Annotated in this window: 15 protein-coding genes; 10 read left to right on the top strand and 5 right to left on the bottom strand. The window is 62.8% G+C overall.

Annotated elements, in window-relative coordinates; translation table 11 throughout:
- Positions 1 to 305: 305 nt before the first annotated feature.
- From RCF49_RS19350 to RCF49_RS19315, 8 genes are all read left to right on the top strand, one after another.
- Positions 306 to 1,313 carry an extracellular solute-binding protein gene (locus RCF49_RS19350; RefSeq protein ID WP_342641421.1) on the top strand — a complete coding sequence of 336 codons (1,008 nt, stop codon included), beginning with the start codon at positions 306 to 308 and terminating at the stop codon, positions 1,311 to 1,313.
- Between the two features lie 75 nt (positions 1,314 to 1,388).
- On the top strand, positions 1,389 to 2,459 hold the full coding sequence (locus tag RCF49_RS19345; RefSeq protein WP_342641420.1) for an ABC transporter ATP-binding protein: 1,071 nt from the start codon (positions 1,389 to 1,391) through the stop codon (positions 2,457 to 2,459).
- A complete protein-coding gene (locus tag RCF49_RS19340) occupies positions 2,456 to 3,331 on the top strand; it encodes an ABC transporter permease (RefSeq protein WP_342641419.1) in 876 nt (291 codons plus the stop codon). Before RCF49_RS19345 ends, RCF49_RS19340 begins: the two co-directional genes overlap by 4 nt.
- Positions 3,328 to 4,101: an ABC transporter permease gene (locus tag RCF49_RS19335; protein ID WP_342641418.1), complete on the top strand. Its 774-nt coding sequence runs from the start codon at positions 3,328 to 3,330 to the stop codon at positions 4,099 to 4,101. The genes RCF49_RS19340 and RCF49_RS19335 overlap by 4 nt, the downstream gene beginning before the upstream one ends.
- Positions 4,098 to 4,892 carry an enoyl-CoA hydratase/isomerase family protein gene (locus RCF49_RS19330; RefSeq protein ID WP_342641417.1) on the top strand — a complete coding sequence of 265 codons (795 nt, stop codon included), beginning with the start codon at positions 4,098 to 4,100 and terminating at the stop codon, positions 4,890 to 4,892. The genes RCF49_RS19335 and RCF49_RS19330 overlap by 4 nt, the downstream gene beginning before the upstream one ends.
- Positions 4,893 to 4,905: 13 nt before the next feature.
- Positions 4,906 to 6,054 carry an acyl-CoA dehydrogenase family protein gene (locus RCF49_RS19325; protein WP_342641416.1) on the top strand — a complete coding sequence of 383 codons (1,149 nt, stop codon included), beginning with the start codon at positions 4,906 to 4,908 and terminating at the stop codon, positions 6,052 to 6,054.
- 28 nt (positions 6,055 to 6,082) lie between these two features.
- Positions 6,083 to 8,179, top strand: a complete 2,097-nt coding sequence (locus RCF49_RS19320) for an acetate--CoA ligase family protein (protein WP_342641415.1) — start codon at positions 6,083 to 6,085, stop codon at positions 8,177 to 8,179.
- A 177-nt stretch (positions 8,180 to 8,356) separates the two neighbouring features.
- The gene (locus tag RCF49_RS19315; protein WP_342641414.1) at positions 8,357 to 9,004 is read left to right on the top strand and encodes an exopolysaccharide biosynthesis protein; all 648 of its coding nucleotides are present in this window, start codon (positions 8,357 to 8,359) and stop codon (positions 9,002 to 9,004) included.
- 36 nt (positions 9,005 to 9,040) lie between these two features.
- Here the strand turns inward: RCF49_RS19315 and RCF49_RS19310 are convergent, their stop codons facing one another.
- Complete coding sequence (locus tag RCF49_RS19310; protein ID WP_342641413.1) at positions 9,041 to 10,207, bottom strand: M24 family metallopeptidase; 1,167 nt, start codon at positions 10,205 to 10,207, stop codon at positions 9,041 to 9,043.
- A 161-nt stretch (positions 10,208 to 10,368) separates the two neighbouring features.
- Between RCF49_RS19310 and RCF49_RS19305 the strand changes: the two genes are divergently transcribed.
- Positions 10,369 to 11,745, top strand: coding sequence for an MATE family efflux transporter (locus tag RCF49_RS19305; RefSeq protein ID WP_432807328.1), 1,377 nt, complete (start codon positions 10,369 to 10,371; stop codon positions 11,743 to 11,745).
- Here RCF49_RS19305 and RCF49_RS19300 read toward each other — a convergent pair.
- Both RCF49_RS19300 and RCF49_RS19295 read right to left on the bottom strand, forming a co-directional pair.
- The gene (locus RCF49_RS19300; RefSeq protein ID WP_342641412.1) at positions 11,738 to 12,790 is read right to left on the bottom strand and encodes an NAD-dependent epimerase/dehydratase family protein; all 1,053 of its coding nucleotides are present in this window, start codon (positions 12,788 to 12,790) and stop codon (positions 11,738 to 11,740) included. The two genes, RCF49_RS19305 and RCF49_RS19300, sit on opposite strands and share 8 nt — an antisense overlap.
- A 41-nt stretch (positions 12,791 to 12,831) precedes the next feature.
- Positions 12,832 to 14,064, bottom strand: a complete 1,233-nt coding sequence (locus RCF49_RS19295) for an ATP-grasp domain-containing protein (protein ID WP_342641411.1) — start codon at positions 14,062 to 14,064, stop codon at positions 12,832 to 12,834.
- A gap of 172 nt (positions 14,065 to 14,236) precedes the next feature.
- Here RCF49_RS19295 and RCF49_RS19290 point away from each other — a divergent pair, with 172 nt between their 5' ends.
- Positions 14,237 to 15,754, top strand: coding sequence for a S10 family peptidase (locus tag RCF49_RS19290; RefSeq protein WP_342641410.1), 1,518 nt, complete (start codon positions 14,237 to 14,239; stop codon positions 15,752 to 15,754).
- Positions 15,755 to 15,788: 34 nt separating this feature from the next.
- On the opposite strand, the gene RCF49_RS19285 is transcribed toward RCF49_RS19290, so the two are convergent.
- Both RCF49_RS19285 and RCF49_RS19280 read right to left on the bottom strand, forming a co-directional pair.
- Positions 15,789 to 16,466 carry an SDR family oxidoreductase gene (locus RCF49_RS19285; RefSeq protein WP_342641409.1) on the bottom strand — a complete coding sequence of 226 codons (678 nt, stop codon included), beginning with the start codon at positions 16,464 to 16,466 and terminating at the stop codon, positions 15,789 to 15,791.
- Between the two features lie 104 nt (positions 16,467 to 16,570).
- Positions 16,571 to 17,119: a nucleoside-diphosphate kinase gene (locus tag RCF49_RS19280; RefSeq protein ID WP_342641408.1), complete on the bottom strand. Its 549-nt coding sequence runs from the start codon at positions 17,117 to 17,119 to the stop codon at positions 16,571 to 16,573.
- Positions 17,120 to 17,714: the final 595 nt, after the last annotated feature.

Below are 17,714 nucleotides of genomic sequence, written 5' to 3'. Positions count from 1 at the left end.
CGCTCGATCGGCTCAAATCGTCGCGAATGCTTTCGCGATTGCGAAAGTGCTCGCGAGAATCGTCAGGAGCTGGCGATGCCAATTGGCCATGGACAACATCCTCGCCATCCGATGTCAGAGCAAAGCGAAGGCGCCCGCCATGCCACCGCTTCGTATTTTCCTAACTTCAACCCCAGAAAATTGTGGCTTGCCCGCTCCTCGCGCGCTTCGCACTATGTGTCAGAGGGTGACACTGTGGGGGACGGAGTATGTGGAAAAGACGCGACTTTCATAAGGCTGCCATAGCACTGGGTGCAGCAGCTTTCATGACAGGCGGCACAGCCGCAGAGGCTCAGGACAAGGGAACGGTCTATTTCCTGAGCTGGGGCGGCACCATCCAGACCATGCTCGAGAAGGAAGGCTGGGCGGACGAGTTCAAGAAGGACACCGGCTACACCGTAACGCTGGTGCCCAAGGCTACCTCTGCCGAGATCATCGCCACGGCGATTGCGCAAAAGAACAGTCCGCAAGTCGATGTGGTGATGTGCGATCTCGCAGCGTTCCAGCAAGGCATGGCGCAGCAGATCTTCGAGCCGCTGGATGAGAAGGCCGTGCCCAATCTCAGCAAAATGGTGCCGAACGCACGGCTGGGGGACACCGGAGTTGCTCCTTACGCGGATATTCTCGCACTCGTCTATCAGAAGGACGTTTTCGAGCGGAACGGCTGGGCACCGCCCAAGACGTGGAAGGACCTGTTCCGGCCGGAGTTCGGCAAGACGCTCATCATTCCGCCGGTTTCCAATACCTATGGCATGTATCTGCTGGTCGAGCTTGCCCGTGAGAATGGCGGGGATGAGCGCAATATCCAGCCCGGGTTCGAAGCGCTCAAGAAGCTCGCCCCCAATGTGGTGGATTGGACCACCACTTTCGCCAAGATCGCCGATCTGATGCAGCAGGAAACCGGCGCCATTTCGGTGTTCGGAAATGCGTCGGGCTGGGAGATCGCCAAGCGCGGGGTGCCCGTGGACGTGATCGTTCCAGAGGGGTCCTATATGAGCCCCACCGTTGCCGGCGTCATGAAGAATGCGCCAAATTCCGAAGGCGCGCGCGCCCTGCTCAACTGGCTCATCAGCGAGAAGGTGCTCACCTATCGCGCCGAGCGGTTCGGGCAGTCACCGCTCAATACGGCAGTCAAGCTCGGCGGCGAGGCTGGCCAGCATGTGATCACGGGCGATGCCCTGAAGTCATTGAAGACGGTCGATTACGACTATATCGCCACCGTGCGCAACGAATGGAACCAGCAGTTCCAGCGCGAGGTCGAATCGTTGCGCTGAGCAAGCGACGGATCGCTTTAGGCCCCGCGGCGCATTTTACGCCGCGGCTTTCCGACGACTTGCACCGGATGCGTGATGCTTACTCTTGAAGGAATTTCGAAGTCATTCGGCTCTGTGGCCGCGGTGAAGGATGTCTCCTTCTCGGTCGCCAAAGGCGAGTTTTTCTCTCTGCTGGGCCCTTCCGGCTGTGGCAAGACAACCCTGCTCAGGATCATCGCAGGCATTTACGAGAGCGACTCGGGCTCGATCCATCTGAACGGCCAGTCCATCAATCAAAAGCCCATGCGGGCCCGGGATACCGCGCTGGTGTTCCAGAATTATGCGCTATTCCCGCATCTCACGGTATTCGACAATGTCGCGTTCGGGCTCAAGATGCGCCGGGTTTCGAAACCGGAGCTTGCCCAGCGCGTCACCGAGGCGCTGGAGCTGGTGCGAATGGCGCAATTTGCCAAGCGCTTGCCCGGCGAATTGTCGGGAGGCCAGCAGCAGCGGGTGGCGCTCGCGCGCGCCGTGGTGGTCAGGCCAAGCCTGCTTCTGCTCGATGAACCCCTGAGCAATCTCGATGCCAAGCTGCGCGATGAAATGCGGGGCGAGATCCGCAGCTTGCAGCAGAGGCTCGGCATCACCACGATCCTGGTCACGCATGACCTGCAAGAGGCCTTCGCCGTATCGGACCGGATTGCGGTGCTGCGTCAGGGCAGCCTGCAACAGGTCGGGACAGCCAACCAGCTCTATGACGCGCCGGCCAGCCAGTTCGTCGCCGCCTTCGTCGGACATGTCAACCTGCTCACCGGCAAAGTCGCCCGGGTCGAGGGCAGCAATGTCATCATCGATTGTGGGAACGGGCTTGCTGTTTCAGCGCCCGCCGATGGCCTTGCCTGGCACGCCGGGACCAAGGCATGGGTGAGCTTGCGCCCCGAGCGGATCCGCATTGGTGATGCAAGCTTCGATGGTGGCAGTTTCGATGCGAAGGTGGCGGAGATCACCTATCTCGGCAGCCGGGTCGATCTCGCACTCGCGGTGAATGGCGTGCTGATCCGGGCGGATGTGCCTAATCTGGGCCAATTCATGCCGAAGCCGGGAGACATGGTGCGCATCGGCTGGAGCCGCGATGACGTCATCGCCAAGCCCGATGGAGGCGAATGATGGCAAGCGACGTCCAAGCGCGTCGTCTCGGACCGCTCATCCTCCTGGTGCCGCTGTTCCTCGTCATGCTGGCCTTCTATGTCTGGCCGCTGATCCAGACGATCATCAACAGCTTTCATCCCTACTCACTGTCGGGCATCGATTTCACCCGCTGGACGGTCGAGAATTACGCGCGGCTCGCCGACCCGTTCTATCTCGACGTCTTTCTGCGCACCGCGCGGGTGAGCTTGATCATCACGCTGATCACCTGCGTGCTCGCCTATCCCGTCGCCATTTTCCTCACCAACCTGTCCAAGCGGACGCAGGGGCTCCTCCTGCTCATCTACATGGCGCCGTGGCTGGTTAATGTGGTGGTCAAGGCCTTCGGCTGGAGCCTGATCCTCGGCGGCAACGGGGTGATCAACCGGGGCTTGCGCGAGCTTGGGCTCATCTCCGCACCTCTGCAGCTGATGTTCAACGATACCGGCATCATTATCGGCCTCGTCCAGGGACATTTCCTGTTCGTGCTGCTGCCGCTCTGGGCCGCGCTCAGCGCACTTGATCCGCGGCTCAAATGGGCGGCGGAAAATCTCGGCGCGTCCAAGGCGCAGGTGTTCTTGCGGGTCACCCTGCCGATCACATTGCCAGCGCTGCTCGCAGGCGCCTTCATCAATTTCACCATGAACATGGCGGCTTTCGCCACGCCGGCGCTGCTCGGCGGCTCGCGCGCGCGGGTGATCTCGTTCGTTGCCTATGAAGTCAACCTGGTCGAGCTGAACTGGCCGTTCGGCGGCGCCTTGGCCATGGCCCTCCTGGTGATCACGCTCGTGCCGATCTGGCTGTCGAGGCGGGTCGCCGCCATGCGTCAGGCCAAGCTGAGGGCAGCATCATGATGCTGCTCATCCTCAACATTGCGATGCTGATCTTCATGCTGGCGCCGATCGTGGTGGTGATCTGGATGTCATTCACCCCCGGCTCGGTATTCGCCCTGCCCTTCTCCGAATTCTCGTGGCGCTGGTATGAGGCATCCTTCGCCTATCCCGGCTTTCTCAACGCCTTCATCTTAAGCCTGCAGCTCGGGCTGGTGTCGGCGCTGATCTCGGTGGTGCTGTCACTGCTGGCTGCCTATGCGCTGCTGCGCGGCCGGCGGCTGAGGGGGCTCGAGGCGGTGGAGGGGCTGTTCCTGTCGCCGCTCATCGTGCCGGCGGTGGTGTTCGGGATTGCCATGCTGCAGTTCATGAACCTGTTCGGGCTCTACAATACGTTCATGGGGCTCGTGCTCGCCCATGTGGTGGTGATCACGCCCTTCGCCATCCGCACCATTCAATCGAGCCTCAGTGCTGTGCCCATCGAGGTCGAATGGGCCGCAGAGAACCTCGGCGCCTCACGGGCCACCGTGCTCTGGCGCATCATCCTGCCGGTCTGCAGCCGCGGCATTCTCGCCGCTTTCCTGCTCGCGTTCCTGATCTCGTTCTCAGAGGTGACGGTCACGATCTTCGTGGCCGGGCCGGGCTATCAGACGCTGCCGGTGCGCATCTACAACTACCTCACCGATCAGGTCGACCCGACCGTTGCCGCCATCTCCACCATGCTGATCGTGCTCTCCGTCGCGCTCGTGCTGGTGCTCGACCGGCTCGGCGGGCTCAGCAACATTCGGAAATGAAAGGCCAAGCCATGTATGAGCAGATCCTTGTGGAGCGTGCCGAGGGCATAGCCACAATCACCCTGAACAAGCCGCCGTTCAATCTCGCCAGCTTTACGATGCTGAACGAGCTCAAGGCGGCGTTCGATGCCATCGAGAGCGAGGCAGACACGCGGGTCGTCGTGCTCAGGGGTGCGGGCGAGCGGGCCTTTTCGGCTGGCGCCGATCTCGGGGATGAAAGCCGGCACACGGCCGATACAGGCCGGTCGTTCCGTGAGCTCGGACGTCTCCTCGTCGAGCGGATTGAAACCTTCCCCAAGCCTGTGATCAGCGCGGTGCGCGGCTGGTGCATCGGCGGCGGGACCGGACTTGCCTGGGCTGCCGATATCCGCATCGCTTCGGAGACCGCCAAGTTCCGGGCGGGCGATGTCTATCTCGGCATCATCCCCACCTGGAGCATCGGCATGGTGCGGCTCGTGCATCATATCGGCCGCAACCGCACCCTCGATCTCCTGCTGCTGGGCGAGGATATCACTGCCGCCCGGGCGCTCGAGCTGGGGCTCATGAGCAAGGTCGTGCCGGATGCGGAGTTTGATGCGACGGTAAAGGCCACAGCGCAGCGGCTGGCCAGCGGTGCGCCGCTCCCTATTCAGGCAATCAAGGAAGCGGTGCGCGCGCAATATTACGACGGACCGGACCGTGCGGCGGTGCTGGAGGAGAAATGGGCGCAGCGCATCCTCTCCTCGAAGGATGCCAAGGAAGGCATGGCCGCCTTTCATGAGAAGCGTCAGGCAAAGTTCACCGGCGAATAAGGGGCGCGGACTCATGGATTTCGCGCTCTCCAAACAGCAGCAGGAACTTCAGGCCCGTGCGCGTGATGCGGTCGAGACGGTGGTTCGGCCGATGGTCGCCCGCCTGCCGCGCGGCCAGAAATTTGCGGTCGAGGACCTGCGCGCGCTTTACAAGGCGCTCGCACCTCTCGGCTATCTCGGCAGCACCATCCCTAGGGATGCCGGTGGCGCGGGCTTGAGCTATGTGGATTACGGGCTCCTGCTCGAAGCATTGGCACCATCGCCGGTGCTGCTGGCCGAGGTGGTGCCGCCACGCTCGATCTATTATCTCGGCTCGCCCGAGCAGAAGGCGCGCTGGCTCTCCAAACTCCTTTCCGGCGATATGGTCGCAACCGCCGCAATCACCGAACCGCAGGCGGGATCCGATATCCGCAATCTCCAGACCACCGCCCTCCGCGAGGGTGATCGCTTTAGGCTGAATGGCCGCAAGCGCTGGATCAAGCTCGGCGGCGTTGCGGATGCGATGACCGTGCTGGTGGTGAATGATCCGGAAAAAGGGGCTGCGGCAGGCACCAGCCGCCTGTTCATCGAGCGCGAGCATTCACCCTGGAGGCACGAAGAGATCGATTGCGTCGGCATGCGCAATCTTTCGTTCGCGGAAATCTCGTTCGAGGATGTTGCAGTTCCCGCAGACAACCTGCTGGGCAGCCCAGGCGCCGCATCGGAAGCGTTTCTCAAGGCCATCGAGGCATCGCGGGCACTGATCGCTCTGCAGGCGGCCGGAATTGCCCGCTACGCTTTGAGCCTGGCGGTGGATTATGTGGGCAAGCGCCATGCTTTCGGCCGGCCGCTCGCGCGGTTCCAGGCAATTCAGACGGTGCTCGCGGATGCAGATGCGCAAGTGGAGGCGAGCCGGCTGCTTTCGCTCCAGGCGCTGTGGCGGCTTGATCAGGGCGAGCGTTGCCCACGAGAAGCTTCGCTGGCCAAGGTCTTTGCGACGGAAGCCGCGGTGCGTGCCTGCCATGCGGCGATGGATTGCATGGGCGCCCATGGCCTTTCGGAGGCAGCGGAGGCCGAGCGCTGCTGGCGGGATGCGCGCATGCTCACGGTGATTGACGGCACCTCAGGAATTCAGCGGCTGGTGGCGGGACGTGAGCTCGTCGGCGCCTCAGCCTTCGTGTGATTGGAGTTCTCAAGAGATGGAAGCGGTGATGGCGCGCAGTTCAGTCGAGCGCATCCTTAAGCCTCGCTCGGTCGCGGTGTTCGGTGCCTCGGAGGATCGGGGCAAGTTCGGCGGGCGCATTCTGCACTACCTGATGAAGCATGGGTTTCAAGGCCAGATCGTGCCGATCAACCCGAACCGCGCGACCGTCAACGGCATCACCGCCTATCCTGAGATCGGCGCGGTCAAGGAACCGGTCGATGTGGCCATTCTCGCGGTGCCGCAGGACCGGATCGTCGCGGCGCTGGACGGTTGTGCGGCCGCGGGGGTCGGCGGGGTGATCATCATCACCACGGGCTTTGCCGAGGCGGACGAGGAAGGTGCGCGCATTCAGGATGAGATCGTCGCACTCGCGCGACGCTCGGGCATGCGGCTGGTCGGCCCCAACTGCATGGGGCTGATCAATCCGCATCATAATCTCGCCCTCAGCTCGTCCCTCGTTCTCGAGGTGCCGGAGCTGCATCGGGGCTCGATCGGCTTTATCAGCCAAAGCGGCGCGCTCATGGTGGCCGCCTATAATCGCGCCCATGATGCGGGTGTCGGCTTCAGCACCTGCGTCTCGCTCGGCAATCAGGCCGACCTCGAGATCTGCGATTTCTTCGACTATCTGATCGGCGATCCCGCCACTCAGGTCATCTGCATGTATATCGAGGGGCTGAAAGATGCCCAGCGCTTCCGGCATCTGGCCCAGCAGGCCGCCAAGGCGGGCAAGCCCGTGCTGGTGGTCAAGACCGGGCGCACGGAAGCGGGCGTCAAGGCCGCGCGTTCCCATACGGCCAGCCTTGCCGGCGCCTATAGCGCGTTCGAAGCGGTCTGCCGAGAGAGCGGCATCATCACACTGGATGATCCGGATGGCATGCTGCTGCTCGCCGATATGCTCGTGCGCTACGGGCCGCCCAAGGGCGATGGCATCGGCGTCTTCTCTCCCTCGGGCGGTGGTGCAGGCATCGGTGTCGACCGGATCGCGGAAAGCGGCCTCAGACTGGCTGAGCTTCGCCCTGAGACGAAGGAGCGGCTGCGCGGGCTGCTGTTGCCCCCGCAGGCGGATAATCCGATCGATCTGGGCGGCAGGCTCGGACCCGACGTTGCCGGATCATCGGATGAGATCATCGAGGTCTTCGCCGGTGATCCGGATGTCAGCGCGTCATTGATCATGCTCACCACGACGCCCCGCTATGAGGCAGCGGCCACGGAAATCGCCCGAGGCTTCATGGCGGCGGGCAAGCCCTTCGTGCTCGCGGTGATGCCAGGAAGCGCCGCGGATGGCGTCCGGCAGGCGCTGCGGGAGATTAGCTGCCCGTTCGTCGAGCGGGTGGATGACGCGATACGGATGCTCAAGGGCTACATGAGCCTCCTCGAGCGACACGTGGCCAGCACCGCGCCGCAACGGCCGGCTGGATTGCCCAGCAGCCCACAAGTTCTCTCTGGGCCGCTGCTGGAGCACGAGGTCAAGGCGCTGCTGCAAGCCTATGGGGTGCCCGTCGCGCAGGAAGCGTTCTCTCCAAATCCGGATGAGGCGGTGAGCGCCGCCGAGCGTATCGGCTATCCCGTGGTGATGAAGGTCGTGGCCGAGGGGCTGGTGCATAAAAGCGATATCGGCGGCGTTCGCCTCAATATCACATCGGCCGATGCGGTCCGCGCCGCGTGGGATGAGATCAAGAAGGCGGTCGCCGAGCACGCGCCCGAGAGCCAGTTCAAGGGATGTCTCGTCGCCGAGATGGTGAATTGGCGTGATGAACTCATCATCGGCATCAAGCGGGATGAGCAGTTCGGCCCCATGGTGCTGGTGGGCTTCGGGGGGGTGACCGTGGAGCTCGATCCGGATACGGTGCTCGCCCCCGCCCCTGTCGATGCAAGAAGGGCCGAAGAGATGCTGCGGCGGTTGCGGCGTTTTCCGCTGCTCGATGGCTATCGCGGGCGGCCGCGGGCTGATCTTGCCGCCATAGCCGATGCCGTCGCCCGGGTGTCGTGGCTTGCCCACGATCATGCAGAGCGGCTCGTCGAACTCGACATCAATCCGCTGGTCATTCGCGCCTCGGATGGCAAGCCGGTGGCGGTCGACGCGCGGGCGACGGTGGAGGCTTAGAGCGGATTCGCTAGTCTGCCTCCTCGCGCGCCTGAAGGCTTAGGCTGCTTGGTCGCATTTTCTTCACGCGAACCGGTGTCCACGTCGCTCGAAAATGCTCCAGCCTTCCTTGCTGTGAGGTAAGCCGTTAAGCTCGGCTTGGCAGCGGCAACCTATCGTGATTGCCGTCGAGACAGAATGGCGAGGAGGATGGTGCAGGGCGAGCAGTCAGCCACAGCGCGGCGGAGCGGCCGGGGGCCGATTACCCGCAGGCTCGTGCAGGCCCTGCATATTCCGCGCGGCGAGAGCGTCACGATCGGCATCATCCTCGACCGGCTCGGTCCGGATGCCTTCGGCATCGCCTTGCTGCTGCTGTCGCTGCCCATGGTGATCCCGATGCCGGGCCCGATCGGGTTTCCCTTGGGATGCCTGATCGGCCTTCTGGCCATTCAGGCGCTGCGCGGGGCCAAGAACCCTACCCTGCCCACCTTCATCCGCGAGCGGCCGGTCTCCCGGCGGCTCTTGCGCTCGATCCTGGTGCGATCATTGCCGTGGATGGCCAGGGCTGAACGGCATGTGCGTGAAGAGCGGCTGTCATGGCTCACAGGGCGCGCGGTGCGCGTGTTGCTGGCGGTTCCGGTTCTGCTGCTGGCCGTAGCGATCATCCTGCCACTTGGAAACAGCATACCGGCCGTCGCGCTCATCGTTCTGGCGGTTGGCTGGATCGTGCGCGACGGGGCAGCGGTGCTGATCGCCTTCGCGCTCAGCATCGCGGCCCTTGCGTGGTGCGTGTTTCTGGTGATCGCGGGCGTCACGGCGATCGATTGGCTGGCCTCGATCTTTTGATGCATTCGGCGAGGCCAGTCATCATGGTGGGGGCGGTTATTTCCGCACCAGTTCCACAGAGGCAGCGGACAGGGTTTCGCTCGCCTTCTCCGTCACCAGCGATGTCCGGCCAAGGGTCATGGCCAGTCCATTGGGCTCGTCAAACACAATGATATGGATGAAGAACACGTTGCCCGGCTCCGCCTCGTAGGTGTTCCCATGATAGAACATGGGCCAATCCATCCAATTGGGCGCATAGGTCGTGCCGAGGCTGTAACCGCATGCGTTCAGCCGATGCTCGGCATGCCCTGCCCGGTCCAGCACACGCGCATGGGCATCGAAGACTTCTCCAATCGGCCGGCCCGGCCGCAAGGCCTCCTCGGCTGCATGAAGCGCATCGACCGCGGCACCATGCATCGAGACCAGCCGGGGATCAACCTCGCCAATCGCCAAGGTGCGCATCAGACAGGCGTGATAGTGGCGATAGGCGCCCGCAAGCTCCAGGGTCAGCATGTCATTGGCTTCCAGGTGCCGGCGACCGGTGAAATAGCGGCACATGAGAGCACCGGGCCCTGAGCCAATGACATGTTCGTTCGCGGGGTCGTCGCCACCACCGCGATAGACCGCGGACTGCAGCTCGGCGATGATGTCGCCCTCGAAGGCACCGGGCCTGGTGGCATCCTCGGCAGCCTTCAGCGCCGCATCGGCGAGTTCGGCCGCGCGACGGACATAGGCAAGCTCGGCGGTGCTCTTGCGGACCCTGAGCCTGCTTACGAGATCGGAGGCATCTTCCAGCCTGGCAAAGCCATCGAGCCCCGCCTGAAGACGCAGACCATTGCGCGCGGTGAGCCCATAGGCCTCCCATTCGACACCGAGCTTCTTGCCGGAGAGGCCAAGCTCGGTGAGAATCGCCTTGAGATCACGCACCGGATCCGCATCGGCGCGATCGACCCAGATGCGGACATCGCTCACGACAGATGTAAAGCGTGCCTGCAGCTTGTCGGCCGAGCGGGTCAAAAGAACGAGACGACCGTCCGCCGTCATCACCATGCATTGGAAATAAACGTAGCCAAACGTGTCGTAACCCGTCAGGTAGTACATGCTCTCCTGGCGGAACATCAGGAGCGCGGAAAGACCTCGCGCTTCCATGGCGGCAATGGCCGCTCGTTGTCTCGCCGTGAACTCCTCTCGGGAGAAGTGCAGATGAAGACCTTCCAGAGTCATGCTCCCTCCAAGGCTTGAGGCCGCCCAGAAGAACAGTCGAGCACTTTCGGCGGTCACTCGTCCAGAGCATCTTGATGGCTCGACGCGAATAGACAACGTTCACTCCAGGTTTGGCCCGGTCTCTCAGGCCGTAACCGTCGAGTTCCTGCGGATTTTCTGAAGTGACCGTCACGAACGCCCATCCTTTCCAGGTGACGAACCGGCTGGTGCTGTGGATTGCGGTGCCGATGACGCTCGCCTTCCTCACCACCCCACTGCTCGGTGTCATTGGCACCGCTGTCGTTGGCCAACTGGGCGATGCGGCATTGATCGGGGGGCTGGCGGCGGGGGCAGCGATCTTCGATCTCGTGTTCACGACCTTCAACTTCCTGCGGTCGGGAACCACAGGGCTCGTCGCCCAGGCGGTCGGGCGCGATGATCCGGAAGGGGAAAAGGCCGCGTTCTATCATGCGGCCGCCATTGCCTTGGGCTGCGGCATCATCCTCGCGGTGCTGGGACCGGCCTTCGCGCAAGCGGGGGCCTGGTTCATGGATGCAGAACCGGCCGTCTCGGCGGCGATGACGAGCTACATCACCATCCGCATGGTGAGCGCGCCGGTTGCTCTTCTCAACTATGCGATCCTCGGCTTCGTGCTGGGCCGGGGCGAAGCGATGCTCGGGCTGCTGCTGCAGGGCGTGCTGAATGTCGCGAATGTCCTCCTGTGCATCGAGCTCGGGCTGAACCAGAGGTGGGGCGTTGCAGGCGTCGCCTGGGCAAGCGTTGCCTCCGAAACGCTCGCCGCCGTGCTCGGGCTTGGCATTCTCCTCGCGAGATTTGCACGCAGGCCGCGGATCACGCGAAGCCGGCTGTTCGACAAGGCGGCGCTCCTGCACATGGTCGCGCTCAACCGGGACATCATGATCCGCTCCTTCGTGCTGCTGGCAGCCTTTGCACTCTTCACCCGGCAAGGCGCGCAGTTCGGCACGATCGCCCTTGCCGCCAATGCGGTGCTGATGAACTTCTTTCTGATCAGCGGGTATTTCCTCGACGGGTTCGCCACCGCCGCCGAGCAGATCACCGGCAGGGCAATTGGGTCGCGCTATCAGCCTGCCTTCGAGCGCGGCGTTCGCATGACAATGGCCTGGGGTTTCGCGCTGGCTGCGGTCTTGACCGTGTTCTTCCTTGGCCTCGGCCATTCACTGATCGCACTCATGACGACGGATTTGAGCGTGCGGAGCGAAGCCGGCCATCTCTTGGTCTGGGGGGCGCTCACCAGCCTAACCGGCGTTCTAGCCTTCCTCATGGATGGCGTGTTTATCGGCGCCACCTGGTCGCGCGACATGCGCAACATGATGATCGTATCGTTCGCGATCTACGCGGCGCTGCTCGTGGCGCTTGGACAAAGTTTCGGCAATGCTGGCTTGTGGGCTGCACTGCACGGGTTTCTGCTCGCGCGCGGGCTCAGCCTGCTATTCATCCTACCGCGGCGGAAGGTGCAAGCGTTCTCGAGTGATGCCAAGGGGCACGCCACGCCATCGGAGCAGCGCCCGCTTATCTAGAAACAGAAACGCTGCCTATGGATTGCCTGACGGGCCCAGCGGTATTCGGGCGTAACAGCCACTGGATGGTTTCGGCAAGCGCCGGGTCGATCGGCTTCGGCCTATAGCCAAGATCGTCGCAGGTTTTATCGATGCTCAGCGGGATTGAGCGGAGGGCCACACGCACGGCCTCTGCGGTGGTTAGCGGCCGTTTCTGGCTCACCGCATTGGCGAACCATTCGGCGGCGAAGCCCGTGGCCAAGGCCGCGAAGGCAGGAATGGCAAAGGACGTGGTTTTGCGGCCGCAGACGAGGTCCATGCGGCGGACCAGCTCACGGACAGTGACATTCTCACCGCCCAGGATATAGCGCTCGCCGATCTGTCCCCGACTGGCCGCGAGGATCATGCCGGTGGCAACGTCCCGCACATCGACCAGGTTGAGAATGCAGTCCATGATGAACATGGGCGGCTTCTCGATGAAGAGCGACAGCATGGCTGTCGGTGCCGTTCTGTTGTGATCGCCGGGGCCTATGGGAACGGTCGGGTTGACGATCACGACCGGCATGCCATTGCGCGCAGCTTGGAGCGCCGATGCCTCGGCGAGAAATTTCGAGCGGGTATAGGGCCCCGGCATATCCTCGAGCGATAAGCACTTTTCCGCGTCGTCCCCGGGGGGCGGAAACAGGATCGCTTCGGTCGAGCAATGCACAAAGCGCGAGACATTTCTTTCGGCGGCCGCGGCCAGCACGAGCTCGGTGCCGCGGTGGTTGACGCGCTCGAAATCCGCTCGATCCGCTGTCCAGAAGTGGGGAATGCCGGCCAAGTGATAGACAATGTCCACGCCATCCATCGCGCGCCGGACCGCATCAGGGTCAAGAATGGAGCCCCTTATGAATTCGGTCGGCCAGACGGCGGAGGGGGGCTGCTGCACATCCAGCACTCTGACCGACTGCTTTTGCGCTGAAAGCGCAGCAACAAGGTGCTGACCAATAAAACCGCTTCCACCTGTGACCAGAACCTTCGGTTTCGTGCCATTCTCGCGCCGCTTTGGCGTAGATCCGTTCATGTTCACCCGGACAACTCCAGATTTTCCCGGCCTCGCTGCAGCTATGAGCCGCCCTCTCCTATTCGTTCGTGAATGATCCGAATGCTTTCAGGGGTGAGAAGATGAGATCCCCAGCCACGTTTGGGCATGTTCTCCGCAGCATTAGGATTGATGAACAGTAGGAGAGCGACCATCACCGTTGGTGTGATACTCGGCCAATCCCATTGCAGCGGGGTTAATTCCTCTTGACTAAAGCGATACATTCCTTTGCGCAGGACTAAACGTCTGGCTTCCCGCATCAGTTCCATCCGGGAGCGACTTCGCAGCGCGCAGCCGAGCAGCGCCTGAAGAGCGAGATGGGTGCGCAGGCCAATGGTGCCGGGGGGCAGCGGCGGCGGGGTTTCTCCGATGCTGACCTTGAGGAGCGCGCCAAGCAAGTCGTGTCCGGCCAGGAAAGCGCTCATCGGCTCCACCAGCCGCGGGTTGCAGTCGATGTAGTAGATGCCGTCATCATCCGGCGCCAAGTAATCGACCGACAGAGCGCCGTGCCAGTCGAGATACCGGCCAAGGCGTGACATGTGCTCCAGTAACTCCGGACGGTGAATGCTCTCCTTCACCGCGTCGCCACCTCCGGCGCCCCGGATGATCTGGCGATAGGCATGCAGGCCGATCAACTCCCCATGACGGAACAGGGCTTGCGCATGCTCGATGGCTCCCTCGATCCATTCCTGGGCAAGCACCGGCTCGTCGAAACCGCGGGCGGCTGCTATTTCCTCAACGGCGCGATACAGATCAGCGCCGGTTCTGATAAACCAGACACCACGGCTTGCGGTGCCGATGGCGGTTTTCAGCACAATTGGAAATTCTTTGAGCGCAAGGGCCTCTGCGCGGCTGTGCAAAAGGCGGGTTGCTGGCTGCGGCAGTCCGAGCTCGGTCAGCAAGGTGCTGAAGGCCGCCTTGCTATGGGCTTGGCGATAGCTCTCGAAGCTCGGCAAGGCGACCGATACAGACCTAAGCAGCCTTTGCTGGGTCTTCGACAGAGCCATACCCTGCTCATGGATCGGAAGCAGCACATCGAAGGGCCGCGTCTCCACGAGGTGCAGGATGAACTCGACAAAGCCCTCGGGATCAACGCCCAGCCCGGGGCAGCGATGGTAGCGGCGGACGAAACGCGAAAAGCGGCCGATGCAATGGGGATCGGGGTCCACGATCTCCACATGATGTCCTTGCAGCCCCAGGACGGTGATGGCCTCGCGGGCGGAGGTGCTCGAGCCTTCGGACAGGAGAATACGCATGGGCTGAACTATGGGGCGCGCCGGCTTCTCCCAGCAAGGGCCGGGATCGCAAAGCGTAAATGCGAGAAGGCCGGTTTGGGCCGTGACTCACACGGGTCCAAACACGTTCCTTTGACTTCGGACCGGCCGGCCAAATGTTAGCAATGCGGCAGTGGTTTCGCTCGGAGGTGTCATGCGGCTCGACGTGAAAGTGATCCTTGTCCTTCTCCTGCTGTTCGGCGGCACTGCCCATGCGCGTCCTGCAGAGCCTGCCTATCGACCGGCACCGTCGGGTGGAGTTTTGTCGCTGCTGCCCATGCCGCAGACCACCGAGCATTCGATCGACATAGGCGGGCGCAAGCTGAAGTATCGGGCGACAGCGGGAACGCTGCCACTATTGTCCGGGGATGGCGAGGTCACCGCCGAAATCTTCTATGTCGCCTATACGGTGCCCACAGACGAGGGCTCATTGCAGAGCGCACAGCGCCCAATCACCTTCGTGTTCAATGGCGGGCCTGGCGCCGCCTCTGCCTATCTTCATCTGGGCGCGCTCGGACCGCGGATCATCGCCACTGGGGAGGATGGAGAATTCCTCACGCCTCCACAGCGGCTCATTGACAATCCGGATACGTGGCTCGACATGACCGATCTCGTGTTTGTCGATCCAGTGGGCACGGGCTATAGCCGCGAGGCGCCCGGCCAGAAGACGAGCAGCTTCTGGGGTATCAATCAGGACGCGAGCGCGATGGGCGCCTTCATCCGCCTCTATCTCACCCAGGCGGGACGGATGAACGCGCCGGTTTTCCTGGCGGGCGAGAGCTATGGCGGCTTTCGCGCGGCGCTGCTTGGCCGGACGCTTCAGGAGGATATCGGCATCAGCCCGAGCGGGCTCGTGCTCATCTCGCCGGCGTTGGAGTTCATGCTGGTGCAACCTGATACATTCGATCCGCTGCAGTGGGCGCTGGAACTGCCGTCGCTGGCCGCTGTAAGGCTTGCGAGCGAGGGTATCACCGGGCCAGAGCTGGAAAGACGGGTCGCAGAGGTCGAGCGCTATGCGCTCGGCGACTATCTCATGGCGGTGGCTGGCGGCCTCGAACGGGGCGGTGTGCTTGCGAGTGCGCGCGTTGCCGAGATTACCGGCTTGCCGATCGATCTGGTTCAGCGCCATTTCGCTCGGATTCCCACGTCCGTGTTTGCAAAGGAGTTCGCGCGTGCCAAGGGCAAGACGATCAGCCCCTATGACGGCACCATCGCCGTTCCGGATATTGCGCCGAACAGCGCGCGCATAGCCAGCCCCGACCCGGTGCTCGAGCGCAGCATTCCGGTGCTCACCTCCGCCTTTGTGGCCTATGTGCGCGGTGAGCTGAAGTTCGATACCAAAGTCAGCTATCGGCTTTTGAACAGCGAGATCGGCCGCAACTGGGATTATGGCACGAGCCCGTCACGCCAGGGCTATGCGGGCGTGATGGGCGATCTTCAGCGGGCGCGCGCCTTGAATCCAGCGCTCAATGTGCTCGTGGTGAACGGCTATACGGACCTCGTCACCCCCTATATGACGACACGCTATCTGGTGGATCAGATCCCAACATTGGCCGGTGCCAAACCCATCCGCACGCGCGTGCTCGAGGGCGGCCATATGATGTATCTGCGGCCGGAGAGCCGCGCAGCGCTCAAGGCGGTCGCGGCGGAACTCTATCGGGCGACGGAGTGAGGAAGGCTCTCGGGCGTGTTTTGATGCGGCCGTGTCACGGCGCGGGCACGGTCAACTGCGACCCATTGTGAGCGGATGTGATCGCGAGGATGTAGGGCGCGGCCCGTTTGGCCCATGGTTCCGGCGTCTCATAGGCATCCGCGTGCTCTGGCCAGCATTTGTGAAGCATCTTGGTGTTCACGACGCCAGGACTGAGGGTGACCGCGGCCATTCCGTTGGGAAGCTCCTGGGCGAGCGACAGGGTCATGCCCTCAACAGCCCATCTCGAGGCGCAATACGGTGCCATTTCCGGGTCCGTCGACCTGCCCCAGCCGGATGAGAGCGTCACGATGATGCCGCTGCCGCGCTTGATCATCGCCGGGGCGAAAGCCTGGATGGTGTATCCGGTGCCAAGGAGGTTGATGCCAATCACCTCGCTCAGCTCTGATTGCGGGACCTGCCAGAGCGGTGCCGGCGCATTGATCACCGCAGCATTGCAGATGAGAATATCCGGCGTGCGGCCCGCCTCGATGATCCCCGCGGCCCAGCGGTTGAGCTGCCCGGGGTTTGAAACATCGAGAGCCGCAATTCGATAATCGACGGGCTCGGATGCCTGGCCGGAGCGCGAGCAGGCTTCCACATGATGACCCAACCGGACGAGTTCGCGGGCCAAGGCCAGCCCCAGCCCCCGCGAGGCACCGGTCAGGACAATGGTCTTTCGCTGCGTGCTCATTCCACCTCTCTCGCAGGCGGCGCACAACCCACATCATCCGCCCGATCGGGGGAAATTAGAGCATGATCCGCTCGGATTGAACGGGATCATGCTCTCGCCAGCCTCTATGCCGCATTGGGGCCGGGATCATCATCGTCCGGCTCCTCCTTAACATCCGCTGCTGGCGCGAATTTCCCCCGGTTGGCGGTCCGGTCAAAGATGAAGACCGGGGCTGCGGGAGCATTCTCGGCAGGTGCCGCCGGGGCGCGGCGCTTGCGCGCGGCCTCGGGCTGATAGGCCACTCTGTTCAGAGTGATGCGCTCGCGCGCACCAGAGGCGTGCTCGATCAGGATTTGCCCGCCTTCAACCATGCCCAAGAGGGCCAATCCCCGGAGAGAGGTGATCGGAAGGGTCATGCCTGCCAGAGCAAGCTCCTCGTTATTGATGAGAACGCAGCTGTCGATCGGGCCACCATTGACCGAATAGTCGACCCGGCTGTTCAGGGTTGCCACATTCCGCGGCACGTCCTGATGCAAAACAATGATGGCCGTCGACAGCTTGTTGTCGAGCAGATGGAGATAGTTCTCGTTCAGATCACGCCCCGCCCTCTCCCGCAGGCTTTGCAAGATGGCGTGATCCTTGGATGTTAAGAAGCAATGTGAGCCATGGGACATGACAATTCTCCGCCGCGCCGGCGCGAACCGGCTGACTTGATCAGACTGCGATGTTCAAGGGATGCCCCTGGCTCAGGCGGAACTCGTCAACGCCGCGCCAGGGGCTAAGCTCCTGCTAGCAGGCGTCCTGACCGGTCTCTGCGGGGAATTCGCCGAAAAATGCGTCTCATTTCACCTTCCCAAGCCTCGGCAGGATAGCAAGTTTGCGGTGAAGTTGGAAGCGGAGCCATCCCCAGGTCCTGCTCTCTGCGAAATCGATGTTCCCGGCCATGAAGGAGAGAATGTGGGAAGGCCGCTCTCCGGGTGCCTTCACACTGATGAGCGGATTCAGGAGAACGGCATTGGCGCAGGCGACGTATCAGTCCTGGGCGAAGATCACGGTGTGCCGATCGACCCACTCAGCTCGCAGCGGATCGAGGTGATCCGGGGGCAGCGACGCTGCGGCGGGGCCCGCAATCCATAGGCGGCGGGTGCGGCAAACTCCCTCGCCTCAGAAGATCTCCTGGGCGGCACTCAGCATGGGAAATGCAAGACGGCCCAATTTTTGCAACACCGGTTTCCTATCGACGCTGGCCCCAAGCCGCCAGCCGGGGAT

Source organism: Rhodoligotrophos sp. CJ14, assembly GCF_038811545.1.
GTDB lineage: Bacteria > Pseudomonadota > Alphaproteobacteria > Rhizobiales > Im1 > Rhodoligotrophos > Rhodoligotrophos ferricapiens.
This window is presented reverse-complemented; position numbering and strand designations above follow the sequence as displayed.